This is a genomic window from Spongiactinospora sp. TRM90649 (assembly GCF_029382225.1).
Taxonomy (GTDB): domain Bacteria; phylum Actinomycetota; class Actinomycetes; order Streptosporangiales; family Streptosporangiaceae; genus Spongiactinospora.
In genome coordinates, this window is sequence record NZ_JARLTC010000050.1 from 29,848 (window position 1) to 55,419 (window position 25,572).

The window sequence follows — 25,572 nt, forward strand, 5'->3', positions numbered from 1 at the left end:
CGGTCGCCGCGTACAACCGTCGGCATGAGTTCATCCACCTCTTTCCTCCGGCTGCTGCGCGCGGAGTGGGCCGGGTTCCGCGCCGGGCGCGGCCGGGTGCTCGCCGTCGCGGCCTCCGTGCTGGTCACCGTGTCGCTAGGACTGCTGCTCGCCGGGGGCGCCCGCAGCTCATGCGTGACCGGCGAAGGCGAGGGCCCCTGCCCCGCGCCCCTGGTCGGACCCGACGGCACGGCGGTGAAGGACAAGTACTACTTCGTGCACCGGCCGCTCAAGGGGGACGGTGACCTCACGGCCCGGGTGTCGGGCATGACCGGGCAGATTCGGCTGCCGGACGCCGTCCCCGGAGTGCGCAACGTCGCGGAGGGGGTGGTGCCCTGGGCGAAGGCCGGGCTCCTGGTCAGGCCGACCCTCAAGCAGGGCACGCCGTACGCCGCCGTCATGCTCACCGGGGCCCACGGCGTGCGGATGCAGCACGACTACGTCCACGACGTGGCCGGCGGCCCGCACAACGGCCCGCAGTGGCTGCGGCTGACCAGGTCGGGAGACACCGTCAGCGGCTACGAGTCGGACGACGGCCGGACGTGGACCAAGGTCGGCGCGGTCCGGCTGGCCGGACTGCCGGAGACCGTCGAGATCGGGCTGTTCGCCACCTCGCCGGGCGTGCTGTGGGACACGGCGAAGGCGTTCGCCCAGGTCACCGCCACGTTCGACCAGATCACGCCGCAGGGCGCGAGCGGTTCGTGGCGGCGCGACGACGTCGGCGTCGCCATGGAATCCGATGGCAAGACCCCGCATCACCCGGGCGGGGCCGTCGAGTCCGGCGGCAAGTTCATCGTGACCGGGGGCGGTGACATCGGGCCCGCCACGGTGGAGGGCGGCCTGCGGGCCGACCTCACGCTGATCGGCGGGGCCCTTGGGCTGATCCCGGTGCTGGTGGCGGCGGTCACGTTCCGCACCGCCGCGCAGCGGCGGCGGGCGGCCGAGCCGGGTCCGCGCCCGGTGCGGCTGCTGGCGGCGCAGGCCACGGTGGCCGGCGCGGTCGCCTTCGCGGGCGGGCTGGCGGCCTCGGGGATCGTGGTCCCCGCCGGGCTCGCGCTGCTGCGCGCGAACCAGAACCCGATCCAGCCGATCACGTTGGGCACCGAGCTGCGGGTGATCGTGGGCTTCGCGGCGCTGACGGCGGTCGCCGCCGTGCTGGCTCTGGGCCTCGCCGCGCTGCTCGGGCGGCCCGTCGTCGCCGGCGGGCTGGCCGTCGCGCTGGTCGTCGTGCCCTACCTGCTGGCCTCGGCGGGGGTGGCCCCCTGGCTGCTGGCGGTCACCCCCGCCGCCGGGTTCGCGATCACGCAGAGCGTCCCCACGTTCGCGCACGTGGACGTGAACATGTCGCTGATCGGCGGCTACTACCCGCTTCCTCCGTGGGCTGGGCTGGCCGTGACCTGCGGATACGCGATCCTGGCCGTTGGGGCGGCGGCCGCCGTGCTCCACAGGAGGACCCTCCGGTAGCCCGGACGCCGCCCCGCTCACCTCACCAGGTCTTACCGGCCTGCTGCCGTGAGACGTGGTTGAGCCGGTTGACGAAGTTGGTCAGCGCGATGTTCAGCACGATCGCGGACACATCACGGCGCTGACCGACCCGGCCCGGCTGGCTTCGGCGGACCTTCCTCCCTGCCCCTCTGGGACGCCCGCTGCCGGACCCGGGCGGCCAGCCGGGTGAGGTGGTCGCGCTCCGGCACGCTGGTGGCGGCGCGCGCGGCCGCGGCGTACGACTCGGCGGCGCGCTCCAGGTCACCCGCGCGTTCTTGCAGGTGGGCGGTCACCGCGGTGTACCTGGGCAGGTCGGGGCTCACCCCGGCCAGCGCTGCGAGACCGGCCCGCGCCCCGTCGGCCTCGCCGACGGCCACCGCGCGGTTGAGCCGCACCACCGGGCTGCCGGTGAGGGCGAGCAGTTCGTCGTACCACTCCACGATCTGCACCCAGTCGGTCTCGGCCGCGCACCGGGCGTCGGCGTGCAGGGCGGCGATCGCGGCCTGCGCCTGGTATTCGCCCAGCCGGTCGCGGGCCAGCGCGGCCTGCAGGATCATCACTCCCTCGGCGACCAGGGCGGTGTCCCAGCGCGATCGGTCCTGCTCGGCGAGGGGCACCAGGCGGCCTCCCGGGCCGGTGCGGGACGCGCGCCGCGCGTGGTGCAGCAGCATGAGCGCGAGCAGTCCGGCGACCTCGGGCTCGTCGGTCAGCGCGACGAGCTGGCGGGTGAGCCGGATCGCCTCCGCCGCCAGGTCGACGTCTCCGCCGTAGCCCTCGTTGAACACGAGGTAGAGGACGCGCAGCACCGTGTCGAGGTCGCCGGGCCGGTCGAGCGGCAGCCCCGCGATGCGCCGCTTGGCCCGGCTGATCCGCTGCGCCATGGTCGCCTCGGGGACGTGGTAGGCCGCCGCGATCTGCCGCGTGGTCAGGCCGCCGACCGCGCGCAGCGTCAGGGCGACGGCCGAGCTTCCCGGCAGGGCCGGGTGCGCGCACAGGAAGTAGAGCCGCAGGGTGTCGTCCGTGGCGGTCACCGGCCCGGCCGGGGGTTCGACCTCCATGGCGAGTTCCCGTCCCCGCCGCGACGCCTGGGCGCGGCTGGCGTCCAGGAACCGGTGCCACGCGACCGTGATGAGCCACGCCTTCGGGTCGCGGGGCGGATCGTCGGGCCAGGTCTCCAGCGCCCGGAGCAGGGCTTCCTGTACCGCGTCCTCGGCCGACGCGAAGTCGGCTCCGCGCCGGCCGAGGACGCCGATCACCGCGGGCACGAGTTCCCGCAGCAACGGCTCGTTCACTCGGTCACCGTGTGCGTCTCGCTGAGGAACGGCCGGACCTCCAGCCATTCGTGGATCGGCTTGCCGCCCGCGCCGGGAGCGGACGAGAGCTCCCCGGCGAGCTGGACCGCGCGGTCCCAGGACTCCACATCGATGATCATCCACCCGGCGATGAGGTCCTTGGTCTCGGCGAACGGGCCATCGATCAGCGGCGGGCGTCCCTCGCCGTCGTACCGCACGAACGCGCCCTCGGGCGCCAGGGCCTGGCCGTCGACGAACTCGCCGGTCTCCTCCAGGCGGGCGGCGAAGTCGCGCATGAACTGGATGTGCGCGTCGACCTCCTCCGGCGTCCACCGGTCTATCGGCACGAAGTCGGCCTCGGGGGCGTGGCCGCCTCGATAGTGCTTCAGCAGCAGATACTTCATGCTCGCGTTCTCCTCTTCGTCCTCGCACGGCCCATCATGGCCGCTCTTGCCCTGGGACGGAGCCGGTCCTCGGTTCTCGACACCGGGCGCGGCGGATTCGGGTGACGCCGGTCACACTCATGCTTTTGGCTTTACTGGTGACACAAATGAATGTAGTCCCCGCGCGCGCTGGACTACCCCGCGAGGCGTTTCCCCGCCCACCTGCGGCACGTCGGCCCCCGGCTCGACGACCCGGCCTGGGCGCGCGACCTTTCCGACGGCGACCTGAGGCTGCCCGAAGGCGACGCGCCGCTGATCCTGGTCGGCCTGAGCTCGTCGTTCATGAACCAGCGCGCGCCACTGACGCGCATCGCCGATGCGCTGGGCACGCTGCCGGTGCGCGGGCTGGTGACCACCGGCCCGGCCGTGGACCCGGCGGCGATCCCCGCGCCCGGCAACGTGCTGGTCACCTCGGCGGCCCCGCACCGCGTCGCGCTGAGCCGCTCGGCGGTGACCGTCACGCACGCGGGCCACGGGACGGCCGTCAAGTCGCTGGCCGCCGGGGTCCCCCTGGTCTGCATGCCGCTCGTACGCGACCAGACCGAGGTGGCACGGCACATCGAACTCGCCGGCGCAGGGGTGACCGTGGGCCGGAGGAGTTCGCCCCGCGCCATCGCGCGGGCCGTCGAGCGGGTCCTGCACGACGCGTCGTACCGGCGCGAGGCGCGGCGACTGGCCGACGAGATCGCCGCCGAGACGGCCACCGACCTTGCGGTCGCCGAGATCGAGGCCCTGACCGGACGGACGGCCACGGGGCGGGGCGGTATGGCGGGGGTCAGCTGAAGGCGAGGGTGGGGAGGTCGACGGCGGTGGCGCCGCCGTCGGCGACGATGACGCTGCCGGTCATGATGGAGCTGTCGGATGAGCCGAGGAAGAGGCAGATCGCGGCGATCTCCTCGGCGGTGGCGGGGCGGCGCAGCGGAACGTCCTTGGTGACCAGGTCGTAGGCCGCGTCTCTGGTGATGCCGTCGCGCCGGACCAGTTCGTCCATCTCCTCATCCGCCATGGGGGTGCGCACCCAGCCGGGGCAGAGGCAGTTGACCCGGACGCCCTGGGGGCCGTAGTCGCGGGCGATTGAACGGGTCAGGCCCACCAGCGCATGCTTGGTGGTGACATATCCGGCGACGGCGGGGCCGGCGGCCAGGCCCGCGATCGACGAGACGACGACGATCGCGCCCTTGGACTCCACCAGCGCCGGCAGCGTCTCCCGGCACGTCACGAAACAGCTCGTCAGGTTGGACTCGATGCTGAGCGCCCAGTCCTCGTCGCCGGTGTCGGCGACCGCGCCGCCCCCGTGGCCTCCGGCGTTGGCGATGACCACGTCCAGGGCTCCGAACCGCTCCAGCCCCGCGCGTACGGCCTCGCGCGCCTGACCGCCGTCGGCCATGTCGGCGGGGACGGCCAGCGCCTCCTCACCCAGATCGGCCGCGACCTCGGCGAGCGGCCCGGGGCGACGCCCGGTCAGCACCACGCTCGCACCCTCGGCGACGAACCTGCGGGCGGTGGCTGCGCCGATGCCCGTACCCCCTCCGACGATCAGCGCGACCTTACCCTTGAGTCTCATCGCCTACTCCTTTCCGACAAGAGGCTATATGTTTTCATAGACGACGCCCTGGCCGAAGGACCCGTCATGAGCGACAACCTCGACGCCGTACGCGCGTCGTACGCGGCCTCGGCCGCCGGCGACGTCAAGGGCATCGTGGCCATGTTGGCCCCGGCGCGCGATGGACCGAGATGGCCGGTTTCCCTTACGGGGGCACCTACGCGGGCGTCGACGAGGTGCTGTCGAACACGTGTGGCACCTGGAGGACGGTGTCGCCAGCCGTTTCGAACAGTTCACCGACACGGCCCTGGTCAGGGAGGCGCTCACGCTTTGATCGCCCCGCCCCCGCGCGGGCCGCCCTCACGACGTCAGCGCGGTGACCCGCCGGATGACCTCGTGGCAGAACTCGCCCACCTTGTCCGGGTCGTCGATGAACTGCGATGGCTTGATGCAGAACGTCGTGTAGCCCTCGGCCATGCGCGCCGGGATGTGCTCCAGCGCCGGCCCGAGCGGCGCGCACGAAGTCCCGTCGGGGAACATCGCCCTGGTGCCGCCGGCCAGTTCCAGCTCGCCGAAGTCGCGCCCGGCGGCCTTCATTCCATCGGCCAGCGCCTGCATGTCCGCCTCCGGCGGGTAGCCCAGCGGGTTGAACCCGCTCCCCCACCGCGCCAGCCTGCGCACCAGGTGCGGGCTCGCGCCGGCCCCGCCGAACCACAGCTCGGGCCCGGTCTCCCGGTACGCCTTCGGCTCCAGGTACACGTCGTCGAACCGGTAGTACTCCCCGTGGTAGGACACCGGCGACTCACGCCACAGCAGCTCCCAGATCTCCAGGTGCTCGTCGAGGAGCCGGCCGCGCCGCTCGAACGGCACCCCGAGCGCCGCGTACTCGTCCTTGCTCCAGCTCACCGTGGGCAGCACGATCAGCCGGCCCTCCGACAGCAGGTCGAGCGTGCCCAGCTCGCGGGCCAGCGCGAGCGGGTGCCGCAGCGGCGCGAGCACGGCGGTGGCGGACAGGCGCAGTCTGGAGGTGACCGACGCGATGGCGGCCAGCAGGCTCAGCGAGTAGGGCCAGGGCGTGTACGGATCCTGGTTGCCCGGCAACGCGTACTCGCGGGGGTTGGCCATGCGCCCGCGCGCGCCCGCGTCGGGGCCGAGCACGATGTGCTCACTGATCATGACCGAGTCGAACCCGGCGTCCTCGGCCTCGCGCGCCCACCGGACCAGCGTGGTGAGGTCGCGGCCGGAGGTCATCGTCCAGTTCTCGGACAGCACGAGTTGCATTCGGGGTTGGTCCATCAATCATTCATACCCGAACAATCTCTATCAATCTAGCTATTGAAACGGATCGTTCGGCACCTTACGATCCCTCCAAAATTCCAAGAGAGGCTCGCCCATGATCCCGAAAAGGGCACTCGCCGTCCTGTTCTGCGTATCGCTGGCCGCCACCGGCTGCGGCCTGTCCGACGAACCCACCGCCGCCGCCCCCACCGGCGGCACCGGCCCGATCAAGGTAGGTGGAGTCAGCTCGCTGAGCGGGGCCGTCACGTTCCCCGATTCCTCGGCCGCCGCCAAGGCGGTCTTCGACCGGGTCAACGAGCAGGGCGGCGTCAACGGCCAGAAGATCGAGTACATCAGCGGCGACGACAAGGGCGACCCCGCCGCGGCCGCCCAGGCCGCCAGGGACGTGGTCACCAACCAGGGCGTGGTGGCCCTGGTCGGCTCGGCCAGCCTGCTCGACTGCGCGGTGAACGCGCCGTTCTACCAGCAGTCCGGCATCGTCTCCATCCAGGGCACCGGCGTGGACCCGACCTGCTTCGAGTCCCCGGCGATCTCCCCCGTGAACACCGGGCCGTACCTGAACATGGCGATCAACCTCTACTACGCCTCCGAGGTGCTCAAGCGGGACAAGGTCTGCATGTTCCTGGCGATCCTCGGCAACACCAACGACGCCTACGGCGGGGCCGTCAAGAGCTGGACCGCGCTGACCGGCAAGAAGCTCACGCTCGACGACCGCACGGTCAAGCCGGACTCCGACCCGACGCCGTTCGTGCTGCGGGCCAGGAAGGAGGGCTGCCAGGCGGTCCTGTACAACGGCACCGAGCCGATGGCGATCTCCTGGATGAAGGTCGTCAAGCAGCAGGACATCACCGGGATCGACTGGCTCATGACCACCGCCCCCTACACCGAGGCCGTGGGCAAGGCGCTGGGCGCCGACGGTGACGGAATGTACGCCAACGCCGAGTTCGAGCCGTTCACCGACGCCGAGTCGCCCGCGCTCAAGGACTGGCGCACGCTGATGACCGCCAAGAGCGTGCCCCTCACCTCCTTCGGGCAGGGCGGCTACCTGGCGGCCACCTACTTCGTGGACGTGCTGAAGAGCATCAAGGGCCCGATCACCCGGCAGTCGGTGGCGGCGGCCTTCAAGGCGCTCAAGCCGATCCAGACGCAGATGACCGGCACGCCGTACGAGTTCGGCGACGCCGCCAAGCACCTGTCGAACCGGGCCGGGAAGATCGTGCAGCTCAAGGGCGGGCAGTGGCAGGTCATCACGCCCGAGTGGGTCAAGTACCCCGGAACGCTCGGCTGATGTTCCAGGGGCTGGTCTCCGGGCTGGCCGCGGGCGGCACCTTCGCCGCCCTCGGCCTCCTGCTCACCGCCATGTACCGGCTGACCGCGACGGTGAACCTCGCCATCGCGGCCACCGGCGTGGCGGGCGTGTACGTGATGGCCGCGCTGGCCGGGATCGGCTGGCCGTACTGGGCCGCCGCCCTGGCCGGGGTGGCGGCCGGGGCGCTGGTGTCGGCCGGGTGCGGCTTCGTGATGACCCGGTGGTTCGCCGAGAGCGGCCCGCAGACGCGTACCGCCGTGTCGATCGCGCAGCTCATCGGCATCATCGCGCTCGCCTACATCGCGTTCGGCGACGAACCGCGGGTGCTGCCCAACCCGGCCGCAGGGCGGGTCGCCACGGTCGCGGGCGTGGTGGTCACCCAGGGGGCCTTGGTGCTCATCCTGCTGGCCGTGGTGATCGGCGTGGGCACGTCGCTGGTCCTGACCAGGACGCCGCTCGGGCTGCGCCTGCGGGCCATGGCCGAGCGGCCGGTGACCACCGAGCTGCTCGGCATCGGCACCCGCGCCCTCACGATCACCGTGTGGGCGCTGGCGGGCGCGCTGGCCGCGCTGGTGCTGCTGCTGGTGGCGCCGGTGCGCTCCAGCGACATCCTGTCGCTCAGCATGCTCATCGTGCCCGCCTGCGCGGCGGCGCTGCTCGGCGGGCTGCGCCGCCTGGACGGCGCACTGGCGGGCGGCATCGCGCTCGGGCTGCTGGAGGGCGTGCTCGCCGGATCGTCGGTGGTGCAGCAGTACCGCGACGTGGTGCCCTTCGCGGCCATCCTGCTGATCCTCCTGTGGAGCCGGCGCCGGGAGGTGTGGGATGCGTCCCGCTGACGAATCGACTCTCGGCCGCACCGCGCCGGACGACGCCCCGGCCCCGGACGGCACACCGCCGCAGGGCCTGCGCGCCCTGGCCTCACGCGGCCCCGTGCGGTGGGGCGCCGCCGCCGTCGGCCTGGCGGTGCTCGCCTACGGGCTGGCCGCCGGGCTCCCCGCCTACTGGGTGTTCCTCGCCATGTCGGCGGTGATCTCGGGCGTGCTGCTGCAGAGCCTCGGGGTGGTGGCCGGGCAGGCGGGGATGGTCTCGCTGTGCCAGATGGCCTTCGCCGCCATCGGCGCGTGGACCACCGCCCAGCTCAACGTGTGGGGCGTACCCGGCGGCCTGTACGTGTGGCTGCCCCTCGCGGGGCTGGCAGCCGTGCCGTTCGGCCTGCTGATCGGGCTGCCCGCGCTGCGGCTGCGCGGCGTGCACCTGGCGATCATCACCCTGGGCTTCGCGGCCACCGTCGACATCGTGATGGCCGCCAACTCCTTCCCCGGCGTGAGCCAGGGCATCGTGGTGGGCCGACCGGCCGGGCTGGGTTCCGACCGGCAGTTCTTCCTGTTCTGCTGCGGGGTGTTCGCCCTGGTCGGCGTGGCCCTGGCGCTGGTACGGCGGACCCGGCTCGGGGCCTCGTGGCGGGCGCTGCGGGAGTCCGAGCGGGCAACGGCGGCGGCCGGGACCAGCGTGCCCGGGGCCAAGCTGAGCGCGTTCGCGGTCAGCGCGTTCATCGCGGGGACCTCCGGGGCGCTGCTCGCCGGGCAGCTCGCGATGGTGGTGTCGCGGAACTTCGACCCCGGTCAGTCGCTGGTCGCGTACGCGGTGGCGATCATGGCGGGCGCTCACCACGCGGAGGGCGCGCTCATCGGAGGCGCCCTCGGCGTGCTGGTGGCCGAGCTGCTGCGGCGGCTGGGAGTGCCGCAGCAGTGGGCGAACGTGGTGTTCGCGGTCGGCGCGGTGCAGGCGATGACGCAGGGGTCGGGCATGAGCGACGGCCTGCGCGCGGTGCTGCGCAGGCGGCGCCGTACCCGCTCCGGGCCGGGCTCTCCCGCCGTGACGCCACCGGCGGCACTGGAACCCGCCGTGCCCCCGCCCGGCGGCCCGGACGCGTTGCGGATCTCCGGGGTCAGCGTCCGGTACGGCCGGGTGGTCGCGGTGGACGACGTGACGCTCACCGTGCCCGCCGGGGCCGTGCACGGCCTGGTCGGGCCGAACGGCGCGGGCAAGTCCTCCCTCGTCGACGCGATCAGCGGGTTCGTCCCGGCGGGCGGCGGCACGGTCGAGGTCGGCGGCGTCAACGTGGCCGGGCTCGCGGTGCACCGGCGCTCCCGCGCCGGGCTGCGCCGGACGTTCCAGCAGGACCGGGTGCCCGTGGGGCTGACCGTGCGGGAGTACCTGCGCTTCGCGGCCCGCCGTCCGCTCGGCGACGCCGAGCTGGCCGAGGGGCTGGCCGGGCTGGTGGCGGTCGCGCCCGGCGACCCGATCGCGGCGCTGGACGTGGGCACGCGGCGGCTGCTGGAGGTCGCGGGCACGCTGCTGGCCCGCCCCGCCGTCGCCGTGCTGGACGAACCGGCGGCCGGGCTCGGGCATTCCGAGAGCGAGCGGCTCGGCGCCTGGCTGCGGGAGGTCCCCACCAGGTACGGTGCCGCGGTGCTGCTCATCGAGCACGACCTCGACCTGGTCAGGACGGCCTGCTCGGGCGTGACGGTGCTCGACTTCGGCGAGGTGATCGCCGAGGGGCCGCCCGCCGAGGTGTTCGCCGAGCCCCGGGTCCTGCGGGCCTACCTGGGCGAAGAGCCCACGACCTGACCGGAGGAGGACCCATGGATCTGGAGTTGCGGGACGTGAGCGTGGCCAGGGGCGGCCAGCCGGTGGTCAGGGACGTGACGCTGACCGCCGGCGGGGGCCGGGTCACGGTCCTGCTCGGGCCGAACGGCGCGGGCAAGACGACGCTGCTCGAAGCGATCTCGGGCGTCGTCCCGGCCGTCAAGGGCGAGATCGGGCTGGGCGGCCGGGTGCTCACCGGCTGGCCCCGCACCCGCCGCGCCAGGTACGGCCTGGCGCACGTGGAGCAGGGCCGGGCCGTGTTCGGCACTCTGACCACCCGTGAGAACATCGCGCTGGTCGGCGACCCCGCGCGCGCGGTCGAACTGTTCCCGGAACTGGACCGGCGGCTCGACGTGCGCGCGGGGCTGCTGTCCGGCGGTGAGCAGCAGATGCTGGTGCTGGCCAGGGCCATCCTGACCGGCCCGGCCGCGCTGCTGCTCGACGAGATGTCCCTGGGCCTGGCCCCGGGGATCGTGCGCCGGCTGCTGCCGGTGATCCGGCGGCTGGCAGACGAGGGGTGCGCGGTGTTGCTGGTGGAACAGTTCGCCCACGCGGCGCTGGCCCTGGCGGACACGGCGTACGTGCTGGCGCACGGAACGATCACATACGGCGGCGACCCCTCGCCGCTGCGCGAATCCGATGCCGCGCTCAAGCGCGCATATCTGGGAGATGACACGTGAACGAGGCGGATCTGGTGCTGGTCAACGGGCGCGTGCTCACCATGGACCCGGCGCGGCCGACCGCGCCGGGCCTTGCGGTGCGCGACGGGAAGATCGTGCACGTCGGCGACGCCTCAGGGTGGACCGGCACCGAAGTGGTGGACCTGCGCGGCCGCGTGGTGCTGCCGGGGATCAACGACTCGCACCTGCACGCGTGCGGCTACGGGCTGCACCGCCCGCCGTTCTGCCTGGACGTGGCGCTCGGCTCGATCGCCGAGGTGCGCGAGACGGTCGCCGAGGCCGTACGGCGGGCGGGCCCCGGCGAGTGGATCCGGGGCACCGGCTGGAACCCGGGACGGCTGGCCGAGCACCGCATGCCGGGAAAGGCCGACCTGGACGACGTGGCGCCGCACCACCCGGTGGTCCTGCAGGACTTCTCCGGCCACACCACCTGGGCGAACTCCAGGGCGCTGGAACTGGCCGGGCTGAGCGGGGAGGGGCTGCTGCAGCACGGCGACCAGGGGCTGGTCCAGGGCCTGGTGCCGCCGCCCCAGGGCGGCATGGTGCGGGTGCTGCGCGAGGTGCTGGCCGAGCTGAACGGCTATGGCATCACCAGCTTCACCGAGCCGGGCCTGGGCCCGGGTGGCGGCACGACGTTCGCGGGCGGGATGGGGGCCGACGTGCTCTCGGCGTACGCGGAGCTGGCACGGGCGGGTGAGCTGACCGCGCGGGTGAGCGTGCTCGGGCTGCCCAGTGGCATGTCCGGCGCGTCCGTGGAGGACACCGCGGCCTACCTCGCCGACCTGCCCAAGGACCTGGACGGCGTGGACGAGCGGGTGCTCAGGCTGCTCGGCGTGAAGGTGTTCGCCGACGGGATCCCGCCCACGGAGACCGCGTGGATGCGGGAGCCGTACCCGTCGGGCGCGCACGGCTCGCTGTGCACGCACGGCGCGACGGACGCCGAGCGGGTGGCCGAGCTGGACGAGATCCTGCGCCTGGTGCACCTGGCCGGGCTGCAGGCGGGCGTGCACGTGGTGGGCAGCCGGGGCATCGACGCCGTGGTGGAAGCGCTGGCCACGATCTCCCGCGAGCATCCCAGGCACGACGCCAGGCACTATGTGATCCACGGCCAGTACGCCTCCGCGTCGGCGCTGGCCACGCTGGGCGAGCTGGGCTACGGGATCAACCTGCAGCCGGTGCTGCAGGCCATGGAGTCCGGCACGACGCGGGACATGTTCGGCGCGGAGGCGGCCGAGCGGGAGTGGCCGGCCAGGTCGGCGATCGACGCGGGCGTGCTGACCGCGTGCAGCTCCGACGCCCCGGTGACCGGCCCGGACTGGCGGGTGGGCGTGGCCGCGCTGACCGCCAGGGACGGCGAGGGCATCTCGCTCACCGAGGCGCTGGGCACGTACACGGTCGCCGGGGCCAGGCAGGACTTCGCCGAGACGTGGAAGGGCACCCTCGGCGAGGGCATGGCGGCCGACCTGTTCGTGAGCGGCGCGACCGACGTCGAGGAGGTCGTGACGGCGCCGGTCGAGCTGACCGTGTTCGACGGCCGGGTCGTCTGGTCCGGTGCCTGAGCCGCGAGAGCCGAGATCGTTAGATGCCGAACTATACTTTCGCGCTATGACGGGACACCACACGTTGCGGCAGACCGAGGAGGCGATCGGCGAGCGACTGGGTGGCCTGAACGTCGATTTCGAGGCCATGTGGGCGGTGTCGAACATCTACCGCGCCTCCTCGGCGATCCGCAATCACCTGGAGCAGACCGTGCTCCGTGACACCGGTCTGACCTGGACCGGGTTCGTGGTGATGTGGGTGGTGTGGATATGGGGCGACAGCGAGCCGCGCCACGTCGCCGCCGAGGCGGGCATCTCCAAGGGCACGCTCACCGGTGTGGTCAAGACCCTGGAGTCGTATCGGCATCTGCGGCGTTTCCCGCATCCCACCGACGGGCGGCGGGTGATGCTGGCGCTCACCGTGACCGGTGAGCGCTTGATGCGGGACCTGTTCCCGGAGTTCAACCGGCAGGAGGCGTTCGTGGTGAAGCAGCTCGACAGCGAGCGGCGGCGCGACCTGGCCATCTCGCTCAAGCGGATCCTGGAGCACCTGGAAAGCGTCTGACCGGCGGCCTTCGGGGGCCTTCCCTAGGGTTGCGCCTCCGTCGGCCACTGGCGGAGTTTCTCCGGGTTGCGCACCGCCCAGATGCGGCTGATCCGGTCGCCGGTGATCTCGAACGCGGTCACCGTCACGGTCACGCCCTGCTGCAGGGCGACCAGGCCGGGCTGGCCGTTGACCGTGCGTTCCAGGATGGTCGGGTCGACCGCCTTGTCGGCGAGGCCGAGCAGGTAGCGGGCGATCCGCGCGCCGCCCGCGATCGGCCGCAGCCCGGCGCTGACCAGGCCGCCGCCGTCGACGATGGCGGTGGCCTCGGGGTCGAGCAGGCCGATGAGGGCGTCGATGTCCTTGGCCTCCCAGGCCCGTTTGAAGTCGCGGACGACGGCCGAGCGCCGCGCCGCCGGGGACGCGGGCGCGGACGCCTGCGGCCGGGCGGCGCGGATGCGGCGGCGGGCGGAGGAGGCGAGCTGACGGCAGGCCGCCGGGCTGCGCCCGACGATCTCGGCCACCTCGGCGAAGGGGTGGCAGAAGACGTCGTGCAGGATGAACGCCACCCGCTCGGCCGGGGTCATCTCTTCGAGCACGACGAGGAAGGCCATGTTGACCGACTCGTCCAGGGTGACCCGGTCGGCCGGGTCGGCGGTGTCGGCGGCGGGCCTTACCTCGCCCCACTCGGCGCGGTCGGGCAGCGGCTCGGGGATCCACTCGCCCACGTAGCTTTCCCGGCGGGCCCGCGCCGAACCGAGCAGGTCCAGGCAGACACGACCGGCCACCCTGGTCAGCCAGGCGCCGGGAGACTCGATGGCCTCCCGCCCCTCCGGTGACATGGCGTACCAGCGGGCATAGGTCTCCTGCACCGCGTCCTCGGCGTCGGCCAGCGAGCCGAGCAGCCGGTACGCGAGATTGATCAACTGGCGCCGCTCGCTCATGATCGCGCTCAGGCTCGGATCGAGCGGGCCGTCTCCCGGCCCGGATGGATCGCTCATCGTCTCCCCCGCTGGTTCACGTCCTCATCTGTCCGACGAGACGGCGCGCCGGATTGTGAGGCCGGAGCGCACCTCACATTCTCGGCGGCTGTGTCGTCGGACCATTGAGCGACCCGGGCCCGGCCGCGAGAGTTCACCGTGATCGAGAGGAACGTCGCACCATGTCCACGCCGACCATGACCGAAGAGGTCAAGTCACGTCTGCTCGACCCTACCGAGCACTTCCCCGAGCTGGCGAAGCTCTCCGCGGCGGTGCACAACGCCATCCAGAAGGGACCGGTTCCGCAGAGCACCATCAGCCTCATCCAGCTCCGCGCCGGTCAGATCGTCGGCAGCACCTATCACGCCATCCGGGTCGGCACCGCCATGCGCAAGGCGGGCGAATCGGAGGAGCGCCTCACCGCCCTGGCCACCTGGCACAACGCCCCCTACTTCACCGACGCCGAACGGGTGGCGCTGGAACTGCTGGAGGCCGTTCTCCTGCCGAACCCGTCCGGGGAACGTGTCTCGGACGAGTTGTTCGCCCGGGCGTCGGCGCACTACGACGAGCAGGCGCTCTGGACGCTGACCATGGCGATCGGGCACTTCTGCCTGTTCATCCCGGTGGCGCTGATCGGCAAGCCGATCCCGGGCCGGCCGATCGGGAAGAACTACAGCAAGTGATCCCCGCCCGCGCGCGCTAGCCGCGCGTGGGCCGGCCCTGCGGGGGAAGGGCCGCGGCGGGGCGACGATCCGGATCTCCGGGGTCGTCCGGCTGGGGCGGTTGCGCATCCGCCACGCGCGGTGGTGACCTTCCCAGGGCCGCGCGGTCTAGCGGACGAGCCGGAAGAACGCGCGGACGTCGGCGATCAGCAGGTCCGGGGCCTCCATCGCGGCGAAGTGGCCGCCCCGGTCGAACTCCGACCAGTGGATCACGTTGTTCTCCCGCTCGGCGAAACGGCGGATCGCCGCGTCGCCGGGGAAGACCGCCACGCCCGTGGGCACGCCGGACTTCTCATTGGCCCGCCCCCATTCGGCGGCGCCCTCCTTGTACAGCCGGGCCGAGGAGGCCGCGGTGCCGGTGAACCAGTAGATGCTGACGTCGGTGAGCAACTGGTCCCGGTCCACCGCCTGTTCTGGCAGGTCGTGCGCGGGGTCGGTCCACTCCTTGAACTTCTCCGCGATCCACGCGAGCTGGCCCGCGGGCGAGTCGTGCAGGCCGAAGGCCAGCGTCTGCGGCCGGGTCGACTGGATCATGGCGTAGCCGGAGCGGTCGTGGTCGGTGTAGAGGGCCAGCCGGGCCAGCTCGGTCTCGGTCATCCCGTCCGCCTCGCCGGGCTGGAACGTGGGGAAGCCCAGCGCGCCGTTGACGTGCACGCCGACGACGTTGCCCGGGGCGACACGGCCCACTTCGGGCGAGACCACCGAGCCGGTGTCGCCGCCCTGCGCGCCGTAGCGGTCGTAGCCGAGGCGGCTCATCAGCTCGGCCCAGGCGCGGGCCACCCGCGACGGGCTCCAGCCGGTCTCGCGGGTCGGGCCGGAGAAGCCGAAACCGGGCAGCGAGGGCGCGACCACGTGGAAGGCGTCCGCCGGGTCGCCGCCGTGCGCGCGGGGGTCGGTGAGCGGGCCGATGACCTTCATGAACTCGGCGATCGAGCCGGGCCAGCCGTGCGTGAGGATCAGCGGGAGCGCGTCCGGCTCGGGTGAGCGGACGTGCAGGAAGTGGATGTTCTGCCCGTCGATCTCGGTGGTGAACTGCGGGAACTCGTTGAGCGCCGCCTCGTGCGCGCGCCAGTCGTAGGCCGTCCGCCAGTAATCGGCCAGCTCCCTGGCGTACCCGGACGGCACGCCGTACGACCAGCCGGTGCCGGGCAGCTCGTCCGGCCAGCGGGTGCGGGCCAGCCGCTCGCGGAGGTCGTCCAGGTCGGCCTGCGGGACATCGATGCGGAACGGGTTCATCTTCGCCATGCCCACTACGCTAGAACCGAGCTAGGACAGGTTCGGTCCTAGCTGTACGGAAGGATCGACGGCATGCTGGAGACCTCGGCCCGACTTCTCAAACTGCTGTCCCTGCTGCAGACCCGCCGCGACTGGTCCGGCCCCGAACTGGCCGAACGGCTCGCCGTCACCGCGCGGACCGTCCGGCGCGACGTGGACCGGCTGCGCGAACTTGGCTACCCCGTGGACGCCACGCCCGGCGCGCCGGGATACCGGCTGGGCGCCGGCACGGGGCTGCCGCCGCTGCTGCTCGACGAAGAGGAGGCGGTGGCCATCGCGGTCGGGCTGCGCACCGCGGCCGGGGGCACGGTCGCCGGGATCGAGGAGACGTCCGTGCGGGCGCTGGCCAAGCTCGAACGGGTGCTGCCCGCCCGGCTGCGGCACCGCGTGCACGCCCTCCAGTCGATGACCGTGCCCATGACGGCCGCCGCCGCCCCGGTGGACCCCGGCGTGCTGACCGCCATCGCCACGGCCTGCCGCGATCACGAGGGACTGCGATTCGACTACCGGTCGCACGACAACGCGGAGAGCGGCCGCGCGGCCGAGCCCCACCGGCTCGTGCACTCGGGCCGCCGCTGGTATCTCGTCGGCTGGGACCTCGACCGGCGGGACTGGCGGACCTACCGGGTCGATCGGCTCAGACTCAAGACGCCGAACGGGCCGCGCTTCGTCCCGCGCGACCCTCCCGACGAGGACCTCGCCGCCTACACCTCCCGGGCGATCTCCGCCGCCCCCTACCGCCACCAGGCCCGTTTCACCATGCACGCCCCGGCGGAGGTCGTCGGCGGGCACATGCCGCCGACGGTGGCGAGCGTGCAGCCGATCGATGCGGAGACCTGCGTCCTGCGGTGCGGCGCGAACGAACTCGACGAGATCGTCGTGTGGGTCGCCCTGCTGGGCATCGGGTTCGAGGTACACGACCCGCCGGAGCTGGTCGAGCGGATCGGCGCCATGGCCGACCGCCTCCACGCGGCGGCGGCCGTCAGCCGTCCCGGCCCACGTGACTCGCGGTGAAGGCCGACGCGGCGAGGCCGTGGATCAGCACCAGCGCGAGCCGTCCTGGCGCACGTGGACGTCGCCGCCGGGGAGGGCCGGCGTCGTGTCTCCGCTCGCCCCGGCCTCCTCCCGCGACGCGAGCACCTACGATGGGGAATTCGGCCCGTCGTGCCCGGAGACGACCGGGCGTTCGCGTGGGAGGTCGTGCCTCCGGCGCGGCCCAGCCGCCTGGGCCGGGGGCATCCCCTGACCGTTACGCCGATGAGCGTTATGCCGAGGCCGTCCGGGCCCGTCCGTACTCGGCCAGCGCGTGGAAGGCGGCCTTCGGCTCCCACGGCATCCCCGGGTAGGCGGTGCCGGTGCGGCCGTCCGGCAGGGGCTTGACGACGCCGAAGCTGGCGGCGTCGAGGTCGTGCGCGGGGTCGTCGGAGGTCGGCAGGTCGCGGCGGGCGAAGGTGTTGACGAACGCCGCGTCCACGCCCGCCTCGGCGTAGACGTCGAGGAGTTCGCGCACGTACGCGGCCTGCTCGGCTTCGTCCCGCACGGCGATCGCGCTCAGGCCGGGCCGGGCCCGCTCGTCCCACCGGAGGATGGAGTCGCCGCGCGCGCCGAGGTCGGCGGAGCCGCGGTGGGTGGTGCAGCCGAACTCGGTCACCGCGAACGGCTTGTCCGGCGGGAGCTGCGCGCGCACGGTCTCGCGGAACGCGGGCGCGCTCGTCGCGTCGCGGTATCCAGCGTCGGTGGCGGCCAGGTCGAACGGTTCCCAGTCCACGCCCTCGAAGGGCAGCGAGGCGTAGCCGACCGGCCCGCCGAACCGTTCGCGCACGGCGGCGACGGCCCGGGCGAGGAAGGCGTTGACGTCGGCGCGCAGCGCGGGGAGCGCGTCGCGGAGCCGCTCGGGGGCGGAAGCCATCAGTCCGAGCCGCTCCACCAGGTCGTCGCCGGGCAGGAATCCGTCGGTGACCAGGCTGATCTCGGATCCGGTGAGGAACACGACCTGCGCCCCCGACGTGCGCAGCCGCTCGGCGCGCTCGGCGGCGTCGATGATGAACGCGAGCAGTTCGTCCTGCGTGAGCCCGTTGGTGAACGGGGAGTACCAGACGGCCAGTCCCGCCTCGGCGGCGTGACGCGCGGCGACCTCCAGCCGATCGGGGACTCCCCCGGTGACGCGGACGGCGTCGCAGTGCAGGTCATCGCGGATGATCCGCATCTCGCGGCAGACGAGATCCGGGTCGAAGGGTTCATGGGTGGTGGTTCCGGCGGATGTGAAGCCGGTGTCGTAGGTGATGCCGTAGGTGCGCATCCAAGGCCTTCGTGTGTGGATGGGAGGTACGTCCCGCACCCTACACAGAATTTGCGCGCCACGCATACAGTGCGCATCACGCATAGACCGAAGGACTCCGAGTCCGCCCGCCGAACCTTGGGCGGCCCGACTCCCGAGGGCGTCGCGGAGTGTCGCCGTCAGGCGGCGTGAGGCTCGTGACTTTGCGGCACTTCAGGGGCGGCGATCTACCATTCTGCCCTTAAATGGACATAATGCGCCAAAGGTGCAACGAAGGCTGCAGGATCGCATCGAGGGGGCCCAATAAGCGTATTAGGCCCCCCGGCCCAAAAGGGACGCGGAGGGCCTCGCTGGGACAGCGGGCATCAAGGGCACCCGCCCTTTGGTCTATTGCGCGAAGATCAAAGGACGGACGCCCACGGCTCGCTACCGTCAGCTACACGGGTTACCGTTGATCTTGCAGTTGGTGATGCCGGGGAAGTTCCCGGTCACACCGCCCAGGCCGAAGACCACGGACTCACCGGGGTCGACCGCGCCGTTGTAGGACTTGTTGGTGAAGGTGTAGTGGTTGTTGGTCCTGGTCCGGTTCGCGTCCCAGGTGCTCAGGATGCTGTAGCCCGCGGGCACGTCGAACTCGACGGTCCAGGAGGTCAGCGCGGTGCTGCCCGCCGTCACGGTCACGTTCGCCTCGAAGCCGGTGCCCCAGTCGGAGGTCTTCTCGAAGACCGCGTTGGGATTGGTGCTGGTGTTCTGGCCGACCGTCCAGGTCAGCGTCTGCGTCAGTTCCGGCTTGTAGATCGTGTTGCGGACCATCGCGGTCTCGTCGGTGACCGTGGCCTTCAGCGCGAAGTTGGTCTTGCCCGTCGTCGCGAAGTCGGCCGGGGTCAGCGTCTTCTTGCCGTCCCAGGCGGGCACGGCCACGTTGTCGACCTGCCACTTGACGGCCAGCGGCACGTCCAGCGTGGTCAGCGTGAGCGACTGCGACGCGTTGTGCGTGCCGCCGCTCGGGGTGGATGCCGAGTCCACCGGGTCGGTCTGGGTGTAGAACGACTGCACCAGCTTCTCCCTGTTGACCAGGCCGAAGTCCTGGCCGAGGTTGCGCATCAGGGAGTTCGCGCTGGGACGCCAGATGCCGAGGCGGCTGTAGGAGCCACCCTCGAAGGCGCCGATGACGCCGCCGTCAGGGGTCGCCTCGCCGAGCCACACGCCCCACTTGCCGCCGGTGTTGTCGATCGTGACGTTCGCCGCTCCCGGCTCGGTCGCGCCCGGGTACTGGTCCGGGCCTCCGTAGTCGTACTCATCGGCCAGGTCGCCCTGGGAGTGGCCGAGCTCGTGCAGCACGACCTCCCTGGAGGAGGGGTTGCGCGAGAAGGTGCCGAGGTCGGAGCCACCGTAGCCGGCACCGCCGTACTTGGTGCTGTTGGCCTGCACCAGGACCTGGTCGGCTCCCGGCACGAGCGCCCGCGCGTACTCCCACGACTTGACGGTGTCCACGCAGAGCAGCCGCTCGGTGCCCCCGCACCAGAAGGTCGAGGCCAGCGGGCTGTCCACCTGCACGTCAGCGGTGGGGTCGCCGCTCACGCCCGACTGCGGCGAGTCGATCTCGATCCGCCACACGTTGAAGAGCTTGCGGTACGACTTGTACGGCTCGCGCTGCACCATCTCCGCCCAGGCGGCGTCGATCTCCGTGCCGTACTCGGTCTGCTGGGCCGCGGTGTACCCATCGCCGAGGAACACCAGGTCGATGCGGTTGGCACTGGGCCCGTTGATCTCCACCTCCTTCAGCCTCGAAGGCGCCGCGACCAGCGACTTCGAGACCTTGGGCAGGTCGTCCGGGTCGACCTCGACACGCTTGATCGTCCCGTTCGGGGCGAAGACCTCGTGGGGGACGTCAGGCTTCGCGGGCTCGGCCATCGCCGGCGACGCCAGGAGGGCGGCCGACACCGAGGCCACGGCTAACGCCGAGGCTAACGCACGCACGTTCAAATGATCCTCCCTGTTCGTGAACACGGAGGATGAGAAGGGGGCCCCCGGGATTCCAGACGTTAAGCGGCCTGGAATTTTTCCCATCCCTTACGGTGATCGTATGCCGCCGATGCGGCATACGCGCGTGATTTTCGGGAGATTTCTGATGGAGAGCGGGTGACAGCGAAGAAAATCCCAAGCTGAACGGGGATGTATTCGATGAGTGATTATGAGGCGATTTTCCGTAACACCATTTGGGTCCGGACTCTTAGTCGCCGAGCAGCCGCCACGCGGTGAGGGCCACCCGGGCCCGGACCAGCCCCGTGGGCTCGGTGAGCTCGATGCCCAGGGCCGTCCCGATCTGGTCGAGCCGCCTGGCCACGCTGCTGTGGTGCAGGTGCGGCAGATCGGCCGCACGGACGCAGCGACCCGGTCACGCAGTAGGCGTCTAGGGTCTCCAGGTCCTCCGGGGTATCGTCAGGCGGGCGACCGCGGCCACATCGGACGCCTGGGGACCCGCCGTCGGCCTGCCGTCGGGCGACATGCGGATCACCTGGCCGGTGCCGTGCAGCCGGATCCCGGCCGCGCACTCGGCCAGGCCCGCCGAGGCGCGGGCGAGCACCGTGAGGTCGACCGCCGCCGGATCAGGGTGTCGTAGAACGTGACGACGCGGATCGCCCCCTAGACGTGCGCGTCGAGTCCCGACAGTCGTACGGCCAGCGCCTCCATGTCAACGAGCATATGTTCCGATCGGCGCGCCGGCCGGAAGGGATGCCCGACGAATGGCGGTCGATCCGCGAGGGCGGCCGGCGACAGGATGACCGGTATGGACCCTGAACTCGAAGTATTCGTCCCGCTCTTCCCCCCGGCCGACCTGTCCGACCCGATCACCCAGCGCAAGGCCCTGGCCGGTCTGGCCGCCTCGGCTGCCCGCCCCGGACACCTCGGACATGGAGATCGAGGACCGCACGGTGCCTGCGGATCCGGGCCTGCCGGTGCGGATCTATCGCCCGCACCACGCGCGGGGCGCCATCGTCTGGCTGCACGGCGGCGGATTCGTCATGGGCGACCTGGACACCGAGCACCCGTGGGCCGCCCGGCCGGCCGCGGGGGCGGGCGCAACGGTGGCCTTGTAGGAGAGGCACAAGGTTCGCCGTCCCAAGTTCGTGCGCGTACCGCATGAACGGCGCACCGGCGCGCGGTGCACGGTGGGACATGACCGCCGGGCGATCCCCGCCCGGCCCGGCCGGGAGGCGTCACTCGTGACCGTTGCCAGCAGCCCCACGCCTGTGCCGGTGGACTCGCCCGATCCACCGGCCCAGCTTGAGACCCAGCTTGAGACCCGGTTGGAGAGTCTGTTCGACGACAGGTCGCTGCGGCCGATCGGCGGCGAGGACGGGACCCTCGCCGCGACCGGCCTGGTCGACGGGCTGAAGGCCGTGGCCTTCGTGCGGCTGGGGACGATGGGCGCGGCCGGCTGCGAGGCGGTGGTGCGCGCCTACGACCTGGCGGTGCGCGAACGGCTGCCCGTCGTCGGGCTGTGGCGCTCCGGCGGCGCGCGGGTGGCCGAGGGCATCGAGTCGCTGCACGGCGCGGGCCGGATCTTCGCGGCGATGACGCACGCCTCCGGCGTCGTGCCGCAGATCTCCGTCGTGTCCGGCACGGCCGCCGGTGGCGCCGCGTACGGCCCGGCGCTCACCGACATCGTGATCGCCTCCGAGGGCGGGCGCGTGTTCGTGCCCGGCGCCGACGTCGTCCATGCCGGCGGCTACGACGACCCTGCCACGGCCCCGCCCGCGAAGCCCGGAAAGCCCGGCGGGGTCGTGCACGTCGTGGCCAAGACCGACGCCGGGGCGCTCACGGTCGCGCGGCGGATCACCGCGCTGCTGGGCCGTCAGGGCCGGGTGATGCCGGAGGAGGTCGCGGACGCCGACCTCGGCGGCGTCCTGCCGGACGACCCCCGGCGGGCCTACGACGTCAAGCCGATCGTGGCCGGGCTGCTGGATGATGGGTGCGAGCCGGTCGAGCTGCAGCCGAAGTGGGCGCCGAACATCACGACCACGCTCGGCCGCCTGGGCGGGCGCACGGTCGGCGTGATCGCCAACAACCCGATCCGGCTCGGCGGCTGCCTGGACTCGGCGTCGGCGGAGAAGGCGGCGAGGTTCGTCCGGATGTGCGACTCCTTCGGGGTGCCGCTGGTCGTGATCGTCGATGTCCCCGGCTACCTGCCGGGGGTCGCGCAGGAGCACGACGGCGTGGTCCGCAGGGGCGCCAAGCTGCTGCACGCCTTCGCCGAGGCGGTGGTGCCGCGCGTCACGCTGGTGACCCGCAAGGACTACGGCGGCGCCTACATCGCGATGAACTCCCGCGCGCTGGGGGCGACGAGGGTCTTCGCCTGGCCGTCCGCCGACGGCCTGGCGGTGATGGGCGCGGTGGCCGCCGTCCGCGTCCTGCACCGGCGCGAGCTGGCCGCCGCGACCGAGGAGGAGCGGCCTGCGGTGGAGCGGCGTCTCGTGGCCGAGCACGAGAAGATCGCCGGTGGGCTGCGGCGGGCGCAGGACAGCGGCGTGGTCGACGAGGTCGTCGAGCCCGCGCGGACCCGCCGTGCCATCGCCCTCGCCATCGCGGGGGCCGCGCCCGCCCGTGGGGCGCATCGCAACATTCCGCTCTAGCCGGGCGGCCCGTCGCCGTGCCGCGCGGCGCGGCGACGGGTGTGCGCGGAGTGCGCCACCGGCCAGCCCCCGGGCGGCGCGGTCTCCTGTGTCAGGCCGGTCAGCACGGCCCGCATCAGGCGTTCGGTCTGCAGGTCGGCGGCCTCCGGGCCGTCGAGGATCAGGAGGCCGTCGGCGAGCAGTCCGGCGAGGCCGTGGACGGCGGCCCAGACCACGAAGTCGGCCCCCTCGCGGCGGGCGGCGTCCAGCGCGCCGATCGCGACCAGCCGGTCGAGTTCGGCGTCGATCACGTCGTGCGGGTGCGGCACGCCGGTCTCGGCCGCGTCCAGGCCGCCGAAGCCGAGGGTCAGGCGGGCGACCGCCAGGTCCTCCATGGCCCAGCGGACGTAGGCGCGGCCCGCCGCGACCAGGCCCCGATGGGCGTCGGCCCCCGCGTCGTGCGCGCGGGCCGCGGCATCGCTCATCCGCTCACCGAGCCGGGCGCGCACCCGCGCCGACAGCGCGCCGACCAGGGCGTCGCGTGAGGCGAAGTGGTGGTAGGCGGCGCTCGGGCTGACCCCGACCCGGGCCGAGGCCTCCCGCAGCGACCAGCCCACCGACCCCTGCTCGCGGACCAGTTCCTCGGCCGCGTCCAGCAGCGCGTTCCGCAACTCCCCGTGGTGGTACCGCGTCTTGCCCATGGCCGAATCTTAACAGCGCTCAGATCCGTGTTACCTTCGGAAGGAAGTCGATCTGAACACTGATTAGATTGGAGTGGCCATGAGCGCCACCAGCCACGAGCCGGACACCCGGGGCGTGCCCGACGTCAGCGGCGGTCCCGCGCCGATCGTGCGGGGCGAGCCGGTCCAGGTCGCCGACGGTGTCCATGTGATCCCCGACCGGAGGGTGGAGCTCGTCCCGAACGTCGGCATCGTCGTGGGCGAGCGGGCCGCGCTGGTCATCGACACCGGCATGGGGCCCGCCAACGGCGCCTACGTCCTGGACCAGGCCCGCCGCCTGGCCGGTGACCGCAGGCTGTACCTGACGGTCACCCACTTCCACCCCGAGCACGCCTTCGGCGCCCAGGCGTTCGCGGGCGAGGCGACCATCGTCTACAACCGGGGGCAGCGCGATGAGCTGCGCCGCAAGGGGGCGGTCTACCTCGGCATGTTCCGCGGCCTCGGCGCCAACATCGCGGGCTCGCTGGAAGGCGTCGAACTCGTCGATCCGGACCTCATCTACGACGAGGAGGCCGAACTCGACCTGGGCGGCCGGACGGCGACGCTGCGCCCGGTCGGCCCGGCCCACACCGCCTCCGACCAGGTCGTGCTGATCGACGGCCGGGTGCTGTTCGCGGGCGACCTGCTGGAGACCCGGATCTTCCCGATCACGCCGTACCTGCCGCCGCACGACACCGACGTCGATCCGTCGCGGTGGATCGACGTGCTCGACCGGCTCATCGCCCTCGGCCCGGAGGTCGTCGTCCCCGGGCACGGCGAGGTGGCCGGGGTGTCGCTGATCGCCGACGTCCACGGCTTCTTGAGCTACGTGCGGGACGAGGCCGCCCGCCTGCGGGCCGCGGGCCGTACCGGTGAGCAGGCCGCGGCCGAGATCGACCGGGCCGCCCGCGCCCGGTGGAGCACCTGGGAACGGCCCGAGTGGATCGCCTTCGCAGCCCGCGCCTGCTACGACGCCGCCGGGCGGGACGTCTGAGGCGGGCCGCTCAGACGACGCATCCGTCCTCGTGCGGCCCGGCGACGCCCTCGGCGATCCGCCGGTAGTCGGGGCACCGGGTGAAGTCCTCGGCGGTGCAGCGCATCAGGTGCTCGACCAGCGCCTTGGACGCGGTGATCTCGGCGAGCCTGCGCTCCAGATCGGCGTGGTGGCGGCGCAGCAGCTCATGGCGCTCGGCCCCGCCGGACACCGAGAGCACCTCGCGGATCTGCTCCAGGCTCATCCCGCCCGCCTTCGCCCGGATGATCGTCAGGACGCGGATGACGTGGTCGCGGGTGTAGCGCCTGCGGCCGCTCACCCGGTCGGCCGGGGTGAGCAGCCCCATCGCCTCCCAGTGCCGCAGCACGTGCGGCGCGAGGTCGAACCGCTCGGCCAGCTCGCCGATCCGCAGGTACGCACTTGACTTCATGTTGACATTAACTTGCAGAGTTGTCTCCACGTCAAGCGATCATCGCGCCTGGAGGAGACATGTTCGACGCCGTCATCGCCGGAGCGGGCCCGGCCGGAATGGCCGCGGCCCTGACCCTGGGGCGGGTCCACCGCAGGGTGCTCCCCTTCCCGCGCCCCACGGCGCGGCCGGGCTGTGGGGCCGGTCGGCCTCCCCGAGCCGGTGGCCCGCCTGGCGGGCACCCGTGCGACCGGCAGGGCTACGGGTTCCGCGACACCGGCGCCGGCGGCTGGGACTGGCGGTACATCATCTCATCCTTCAAGACGTACAACACCTGCTTCTTCACCAAGGCCTACACCGCGGAAAACTGCGGCGGCACCTTGAAGATCTTCTACGGTGACGTGCCGGACGTCGGGCCTGAGGTGAACGACAACATCAGGTCCATCATCGTCCACGCGTGACACGACCGGCCGCTGATCGACGCGCGTGACGGCGCCCTCGGTGACGGGGGCGGTCGCGGCGGCCAGGCAGAAGAGCGCCACCGCGGTGGCGGCGCCGAGCAGGACGGTCCTCATGGTGATCCACGATGGCGGGCCCGGCCGTCCAGGCACATCGGGGACGGCCCCGGGATGTCCCCGGTCCGCCCCTGGCCCGCTTTCAGGGACCGTCCTACCGGAGCGCGGACCGGGCGGCGGGGGCGCCCCCCCCCGGGGGGGGGGGGCGCGCCCCCCCCCCCCGCCCCCGCCCCGCGCCCCCCC

The 25,572-nt window shown here is 72.5% G+C and carries 26 protein-coding genes; 14 read left to right on the forward strand and 12 right to left on the reverse strand.

Annotated features, from left to right (window positions below; all coding sequences use genetic code 11):
• Positions 1-24 precede the first annotated feature (24 nt).
• Positions 25-1,503, forward strand: coding sequence for a hypothetical protein (locus P3X83_RS40300; protein ID WP_277310691.1), 1,479 nt, complete (start codon positions 25-27; stop codon positions 1,501-1,503).
• A gap of 113 nt (positions 1,504-1,616) precedes the next feature.
• Here P3X83_RS40300 and P3X83_RS40305 read toward each other — a convergent pair whose 3' ends face one another.
• Positions 1,617-2,816 carry a DUF6596 domain-containing protein gene (locus tag P3X83_RS40305; protein ID WP_277310693.1) on the reverse strand — a complete coding sequence of 400 codons (1,200 nt, stop codon included), beginning with the start codon at positions 2,814-2,816 and terminating at the stop codon, positions 1,617-1,619.
• Positions 2,813-3,220 (reverse strand): YciI family protein, encoded by a 408-nt coding sequence (locus P3X83_RS40310; RefSeq protein WP_277310694.1) that lies wholly within the window; start codon positions 3,218-3,220, stop codon positions 2,813-2,815. Before P3X83_RS40310 ends, P3X83_RS40305 begins: the two co-directional genes overlap by 4 nt.
• Before the next feature lie 321 nt (positions 3,221-3,541).
• Between P3X83_RS40310 and P3X83_RS40315 the strand changes: the two genes are divergently transcribed.
• On the forward strand, positions 3,542-4,042 hold the full coding sequence (locus P3X83_RS40315) for a nucleotide disphospho-sugar-binding domain-containing protein (protein ID WP_277310695.1): 501 nt from the start codon (positions 3,542-3,544) through the stop codon (positions 4,040-4,042).
• Here P3X83_RS40315 and P3X83_RS40320 read toward each other — a convergent pair.
• Together P3X83_RS40320 and P3X83_RS40325 are read right to left on the reverse strand one after the other, a co-directional pair.
• On the reverse strand, positions 4,035-4,823 hold the full coding sequence (locus P3X83_RS40320) for an SDR family oxidoreductase (RefSeq protein WP_277310696.1): 789 nt from the start codon (positions 4,821-4,823) through the stop codon (positions 4,035-4,037). The genes P3X83_RS40315 and P3X83_RS40320 overlap by 8 nt on opposite strands.
• A gap of 339 nt (positions 4,824-5,162) precedes the next feature.
• Positions 5,163-6,098: a TIGR03619 family F420-dependent LLM class oxidoreductase gene (locus P3X83_RS40325; RefSeq protein WP_277310697.1), complete on the reverse strand. Its 936-nt coding sequence runs from the start codon at positions 6,096-6,098 to the stop codon at positions 5,163-5,165.
• A 97-nt stretch (positions 6,099-6,195) separates the two neighbouring features.
• Here P3X83_RS40325 and P3X83_RS40330 point away from each other — a divergent pair, with 97 nt between their 5' ends.
• From P3X83_RS40330 to P3X83_RS40355, 6 genes are read left to right on the forward strand one after another with little or no spacing between them, the layout of a single operon-like run.
• Complete coding sequence (locus P3X83_RS40330) at positions 6,196-7,389, forward strand: ABC transporter substrate-binding protein (RefSeq protein ID WP_277310698.1); 1,194 nt, start codon at positions 6,196-6,198, stop codon at positions 7,387-7,389.
• Positions 7,389-8,246, forward strand: coding sequence for a branched-chain amino acid ABC transporter permease (locus P3X83_RS40335; protein WP_277310699.1), 858 nt, complete (start codon positions 7,389-7,391; stop codon positions 8,244-8,246). The genes P3X83_RS40330 and P3X83_RS40335 overlap by 1 nt, the downstream gene beginning before the upstream one ends.
• Entirely contained in the window at positions 8,233-10,041 is a 1,809-nt protein-coding gene (locus P3X83_RS40340; RefSeq protein WP_277310700.1) for an ATP-binding cassette domain-containing protein, read from the forward strand. The genes P3X83_RS40335 and P3X83_RS40340 overlap by 14 nt, the downstream gene beginning before the upstream one ends.
• Positions 10,042-10,055: 14 nt before the next feature.
• Positions 10,056-10,739 carry an ABC transporter ATP-binding protein gene (locus tag P3X83_RS40345; protein WP_277310701.1) on the forward strand — a complete coding sequence of 228 codons (684 nt, stop codon included), beginning with the start codon at positions 10,056-10,058 and terminating at the stop codon, positions 10,737-10,739.
• Positions 10,736-12,298, forward strand: a complete 1,563-nt coding sequence (locus tag P3X83_RS40350) for an amidohydrolase family protein (protein WP_277310702.1) — start codon at positions 10,736-10,738, stop codon at positions 12,296-12,298. The genes P3X83_RS40345 and P3X83_RS40350 overlap by 4 nt, the downstream gene beginning before the upstream one ends.
• Positions 12,299-12,344: 46 nt before the next feature.
• On the forward strand, positions 12,345-12,842 hold the full coding sequence (locus P3X83_RS40355; protein ID WP_277310703.1) for a MarR family winged helix-turn-helix transcriptional regulator: 498 nt from the start codon (positions 12,345-12,347) through the stop codon (positions 12,840-12,842).
• A gap of 23 nt (positions 12,843-12,865) precedes the next feature.
• Here P3X83_RS40355 and sigJ read toward each other — a convergent pair whose 3' ends face one another.
• Entirely contained in the window at positions 12,866-13,822 is a 957-nt protein-coding gene (gene sigJ, locus P3X83_RS40360) for an RNA polymerase sigma factor SigJ (protein WP_277310704.1), read from the reverse strand.
• A gap of 161 nt (positions 13,823-13,983) precedes the next feature.
• Between sigJ and P3X83_RS40365 the strand changes: the two genes are divergently transcribed.
• Positions 13,984-14,484: a carboxymuconolactone decarboxylase family protein gene (locus tag P3X83_RS40365; protein ID WP_277310705.1), complete on the forward strand. Its 501-nt coding sequence runs from the start codon at positions 13,984-13,986 to the stop codon at positions 14,482-14,484.
• Positions 14,485-14,631: 147 nt separating this feature from the next.
• Here P3X83_RS40365 and P3X83_RS40370 read toward each other — a convergent pair whose 3' ends face one another.
• Positions 14,632-15,768, reverse strand: coding sequence for an epoxide hydrolase family protein (locus P3X83_RS40370; protein WP_277310706.1), 1,137 nt, complete (start codon positions 15,766-15,768; stop codon positions 14,632-14,634).
• 63 nt (positions 15,769-15,831) lie between these two features.
• Between P3X83_RS40370 and P3X83_RS40375 the strand changes: the two genes are divergently transcribed.
• Positions 15,832-16,812 carry a WYL domain-containing protein gene (locus P3X83_RS40375; RefSeq protein WP_277310707.1) on the forward strand — a complete coding sequence of 327 codons (981 nt, stop codon included), beginning with the start codon at positions 15,832-15,834 and terminating at the stop codon, positions 16,810-16,812.
• Between the two features lie 250 nt (positions 16,813-17,062).
• Here P3X83_RS40375 and P3X83_RS40380 read toward each other — a convergent pair whose 3' ends face one another.
• The 4 genes from P3X83_RS40380 to P3X83_RS40395 form a co-directional block, all read right to left on the reverse strand.
• Positions 17,063-18,097, reverse strand: a complete 1,035-nt coding sequence (locus P3X83_RS40380; protein ID WP_277310708.1) for a hypothetical protein — start codon at positions 18,095-18,097, stop codon at positions 17,063-17,065.
• A 411-nt stretch (positions 18,098-18,508) separates the two neighbouring features.
• Positions 18,509-20,056: a M64 family metallopeptidase gene (locus P3X83_RS40385; RefSeq protein ID WP_277310709.1), complete on the reverse strand. Its 1,548-nt coding sequence runs from the start codon at positions 20,054-20,056 to the stop codon at positions 18,509-18,511.
• Positions 20,057-20,309: 253 nt separating this feature from the next.
• Positions 20,310-20,423, reverse strand: a complete 114-nt coding sequence (locus P3X83_RS40390; protein ID WP_277310710.1) for a hypothetical protein — start codon at positions 20,421-20,423, stop codon at positions 20,310-20,312.
• Positions 20,424-20,489: 66 nt separating this feature from the next.
• The gene (locus P3X83_RS40395) at positions 20,490-20,663 is read right to left on the reverse strand and encodes a hypothetical protein (RefSeq protein WP_277310711.1); all 174 of its coding nucleotides are present in this window, start codon (positions 20,661-20,663) and stop codon (positions 20,490-20,492) included.
• A gap of 328 nt (positions 20,664-20,991) precedes the next feature.
• Between P3X83_RS40395 and P3X83_RS40400 the strand changes: the two genes are divergently transcribed.
• Together P3X83_RS40400 and P3X83_RS40405 are read left to right on the forward strand one after the other, a co-directional pair.
• Positions 20,992-21,177, forward strand: a complete 186-nt coding sequence (locus P3X83_RS40400; RefSeq protein ID WP_277310712.1) for an alpha/beta hydrolase fold domain-containing protein — start codon at positions 20,992-20,994, stop codon at positions 21,175-21,177.
• A 153-nt stretch (positions 21,178-21,330) separates the two neighbouring features.
• Positions 21,331-22,713 carry a carboxyl transferase domain-containing protein gene (locus tag P3X83_RS40405; protein WP_277310717.1) on the forward strand — a complete coding sequence of 461 codons (1,383 nt, stop codon included), beginning with the start codon at positions 21,331-21,333 and terminating at the stop codon, positions 22,711-22,713.
• Here the strand turns inward: P3X83_RS40405 and P3X83_RS40410 are convergent.
• The gene (locus P3X83_RS40410; protein WP_277310713.1) at positions 22,710-23,393 is read right to left on the reverse strand and encodes a TetR/AcrR family transcriptional regulator; all 684 of its coding nucleotides are present in this window, start codon (positions 23,391-23,393) and stop codon (positions 22,710-22,712) included. The genes P3X83_RS40405 and P3X83_RS40410 overlap by 4 nt on opposite strands.
• 79 nt (positions 23,394-23,472) lie before the next feature.
• On the opposite strand from P3X83_RS40410, the gene P3X83_RS40415 reads away from it, so the two are divergent.
• Positions 23,473-24,405 carry an MBL fold metallo-hydrolase gene (locus tag P3X83_RS40415; RefSeq protein ID WP_277310714.1) on the forward strand — a complete coding sequence of 311 codons (933 nt, stop codon included), beginning with the start codon at positions 23,473-23,475 and terminating at the stop codon, positions 24,403-24,405.
• Between the two features lie 10 nt (positions 24,406-24,415).
• Here the strand turns inward: P3X83_RS40415 and P3X83_RS40420 are convergent, their stop codons facing one another.
• Entirely contained in the window at positions 24,416-24,835 is a 420-nt protein-coding gene (locus P3X83_RS40420) for a MerR family transcriptional regulator (protein WP_277310715.1), read from the reverse strand.
• A 59-nt stretch (positions 24,836-24,894) separates the two neighbouring features.
• Between P3X83_RS40420 and P3X83_RS40425 the strand changes: the two genes are divergently transcribed.
• Positions 24,895-25,275, forward strand: coding sequence for a hypothetical protein (locus tag P3X83_RS40425; protein ID WP_277310716.1), 381 nt, complete (start codon positions 24,895-24,897; stop codon positions 25,273-25,275).
• The last annotated feature ends 297 nt before the right edge of the window (positions 25,276-25,572 follow it).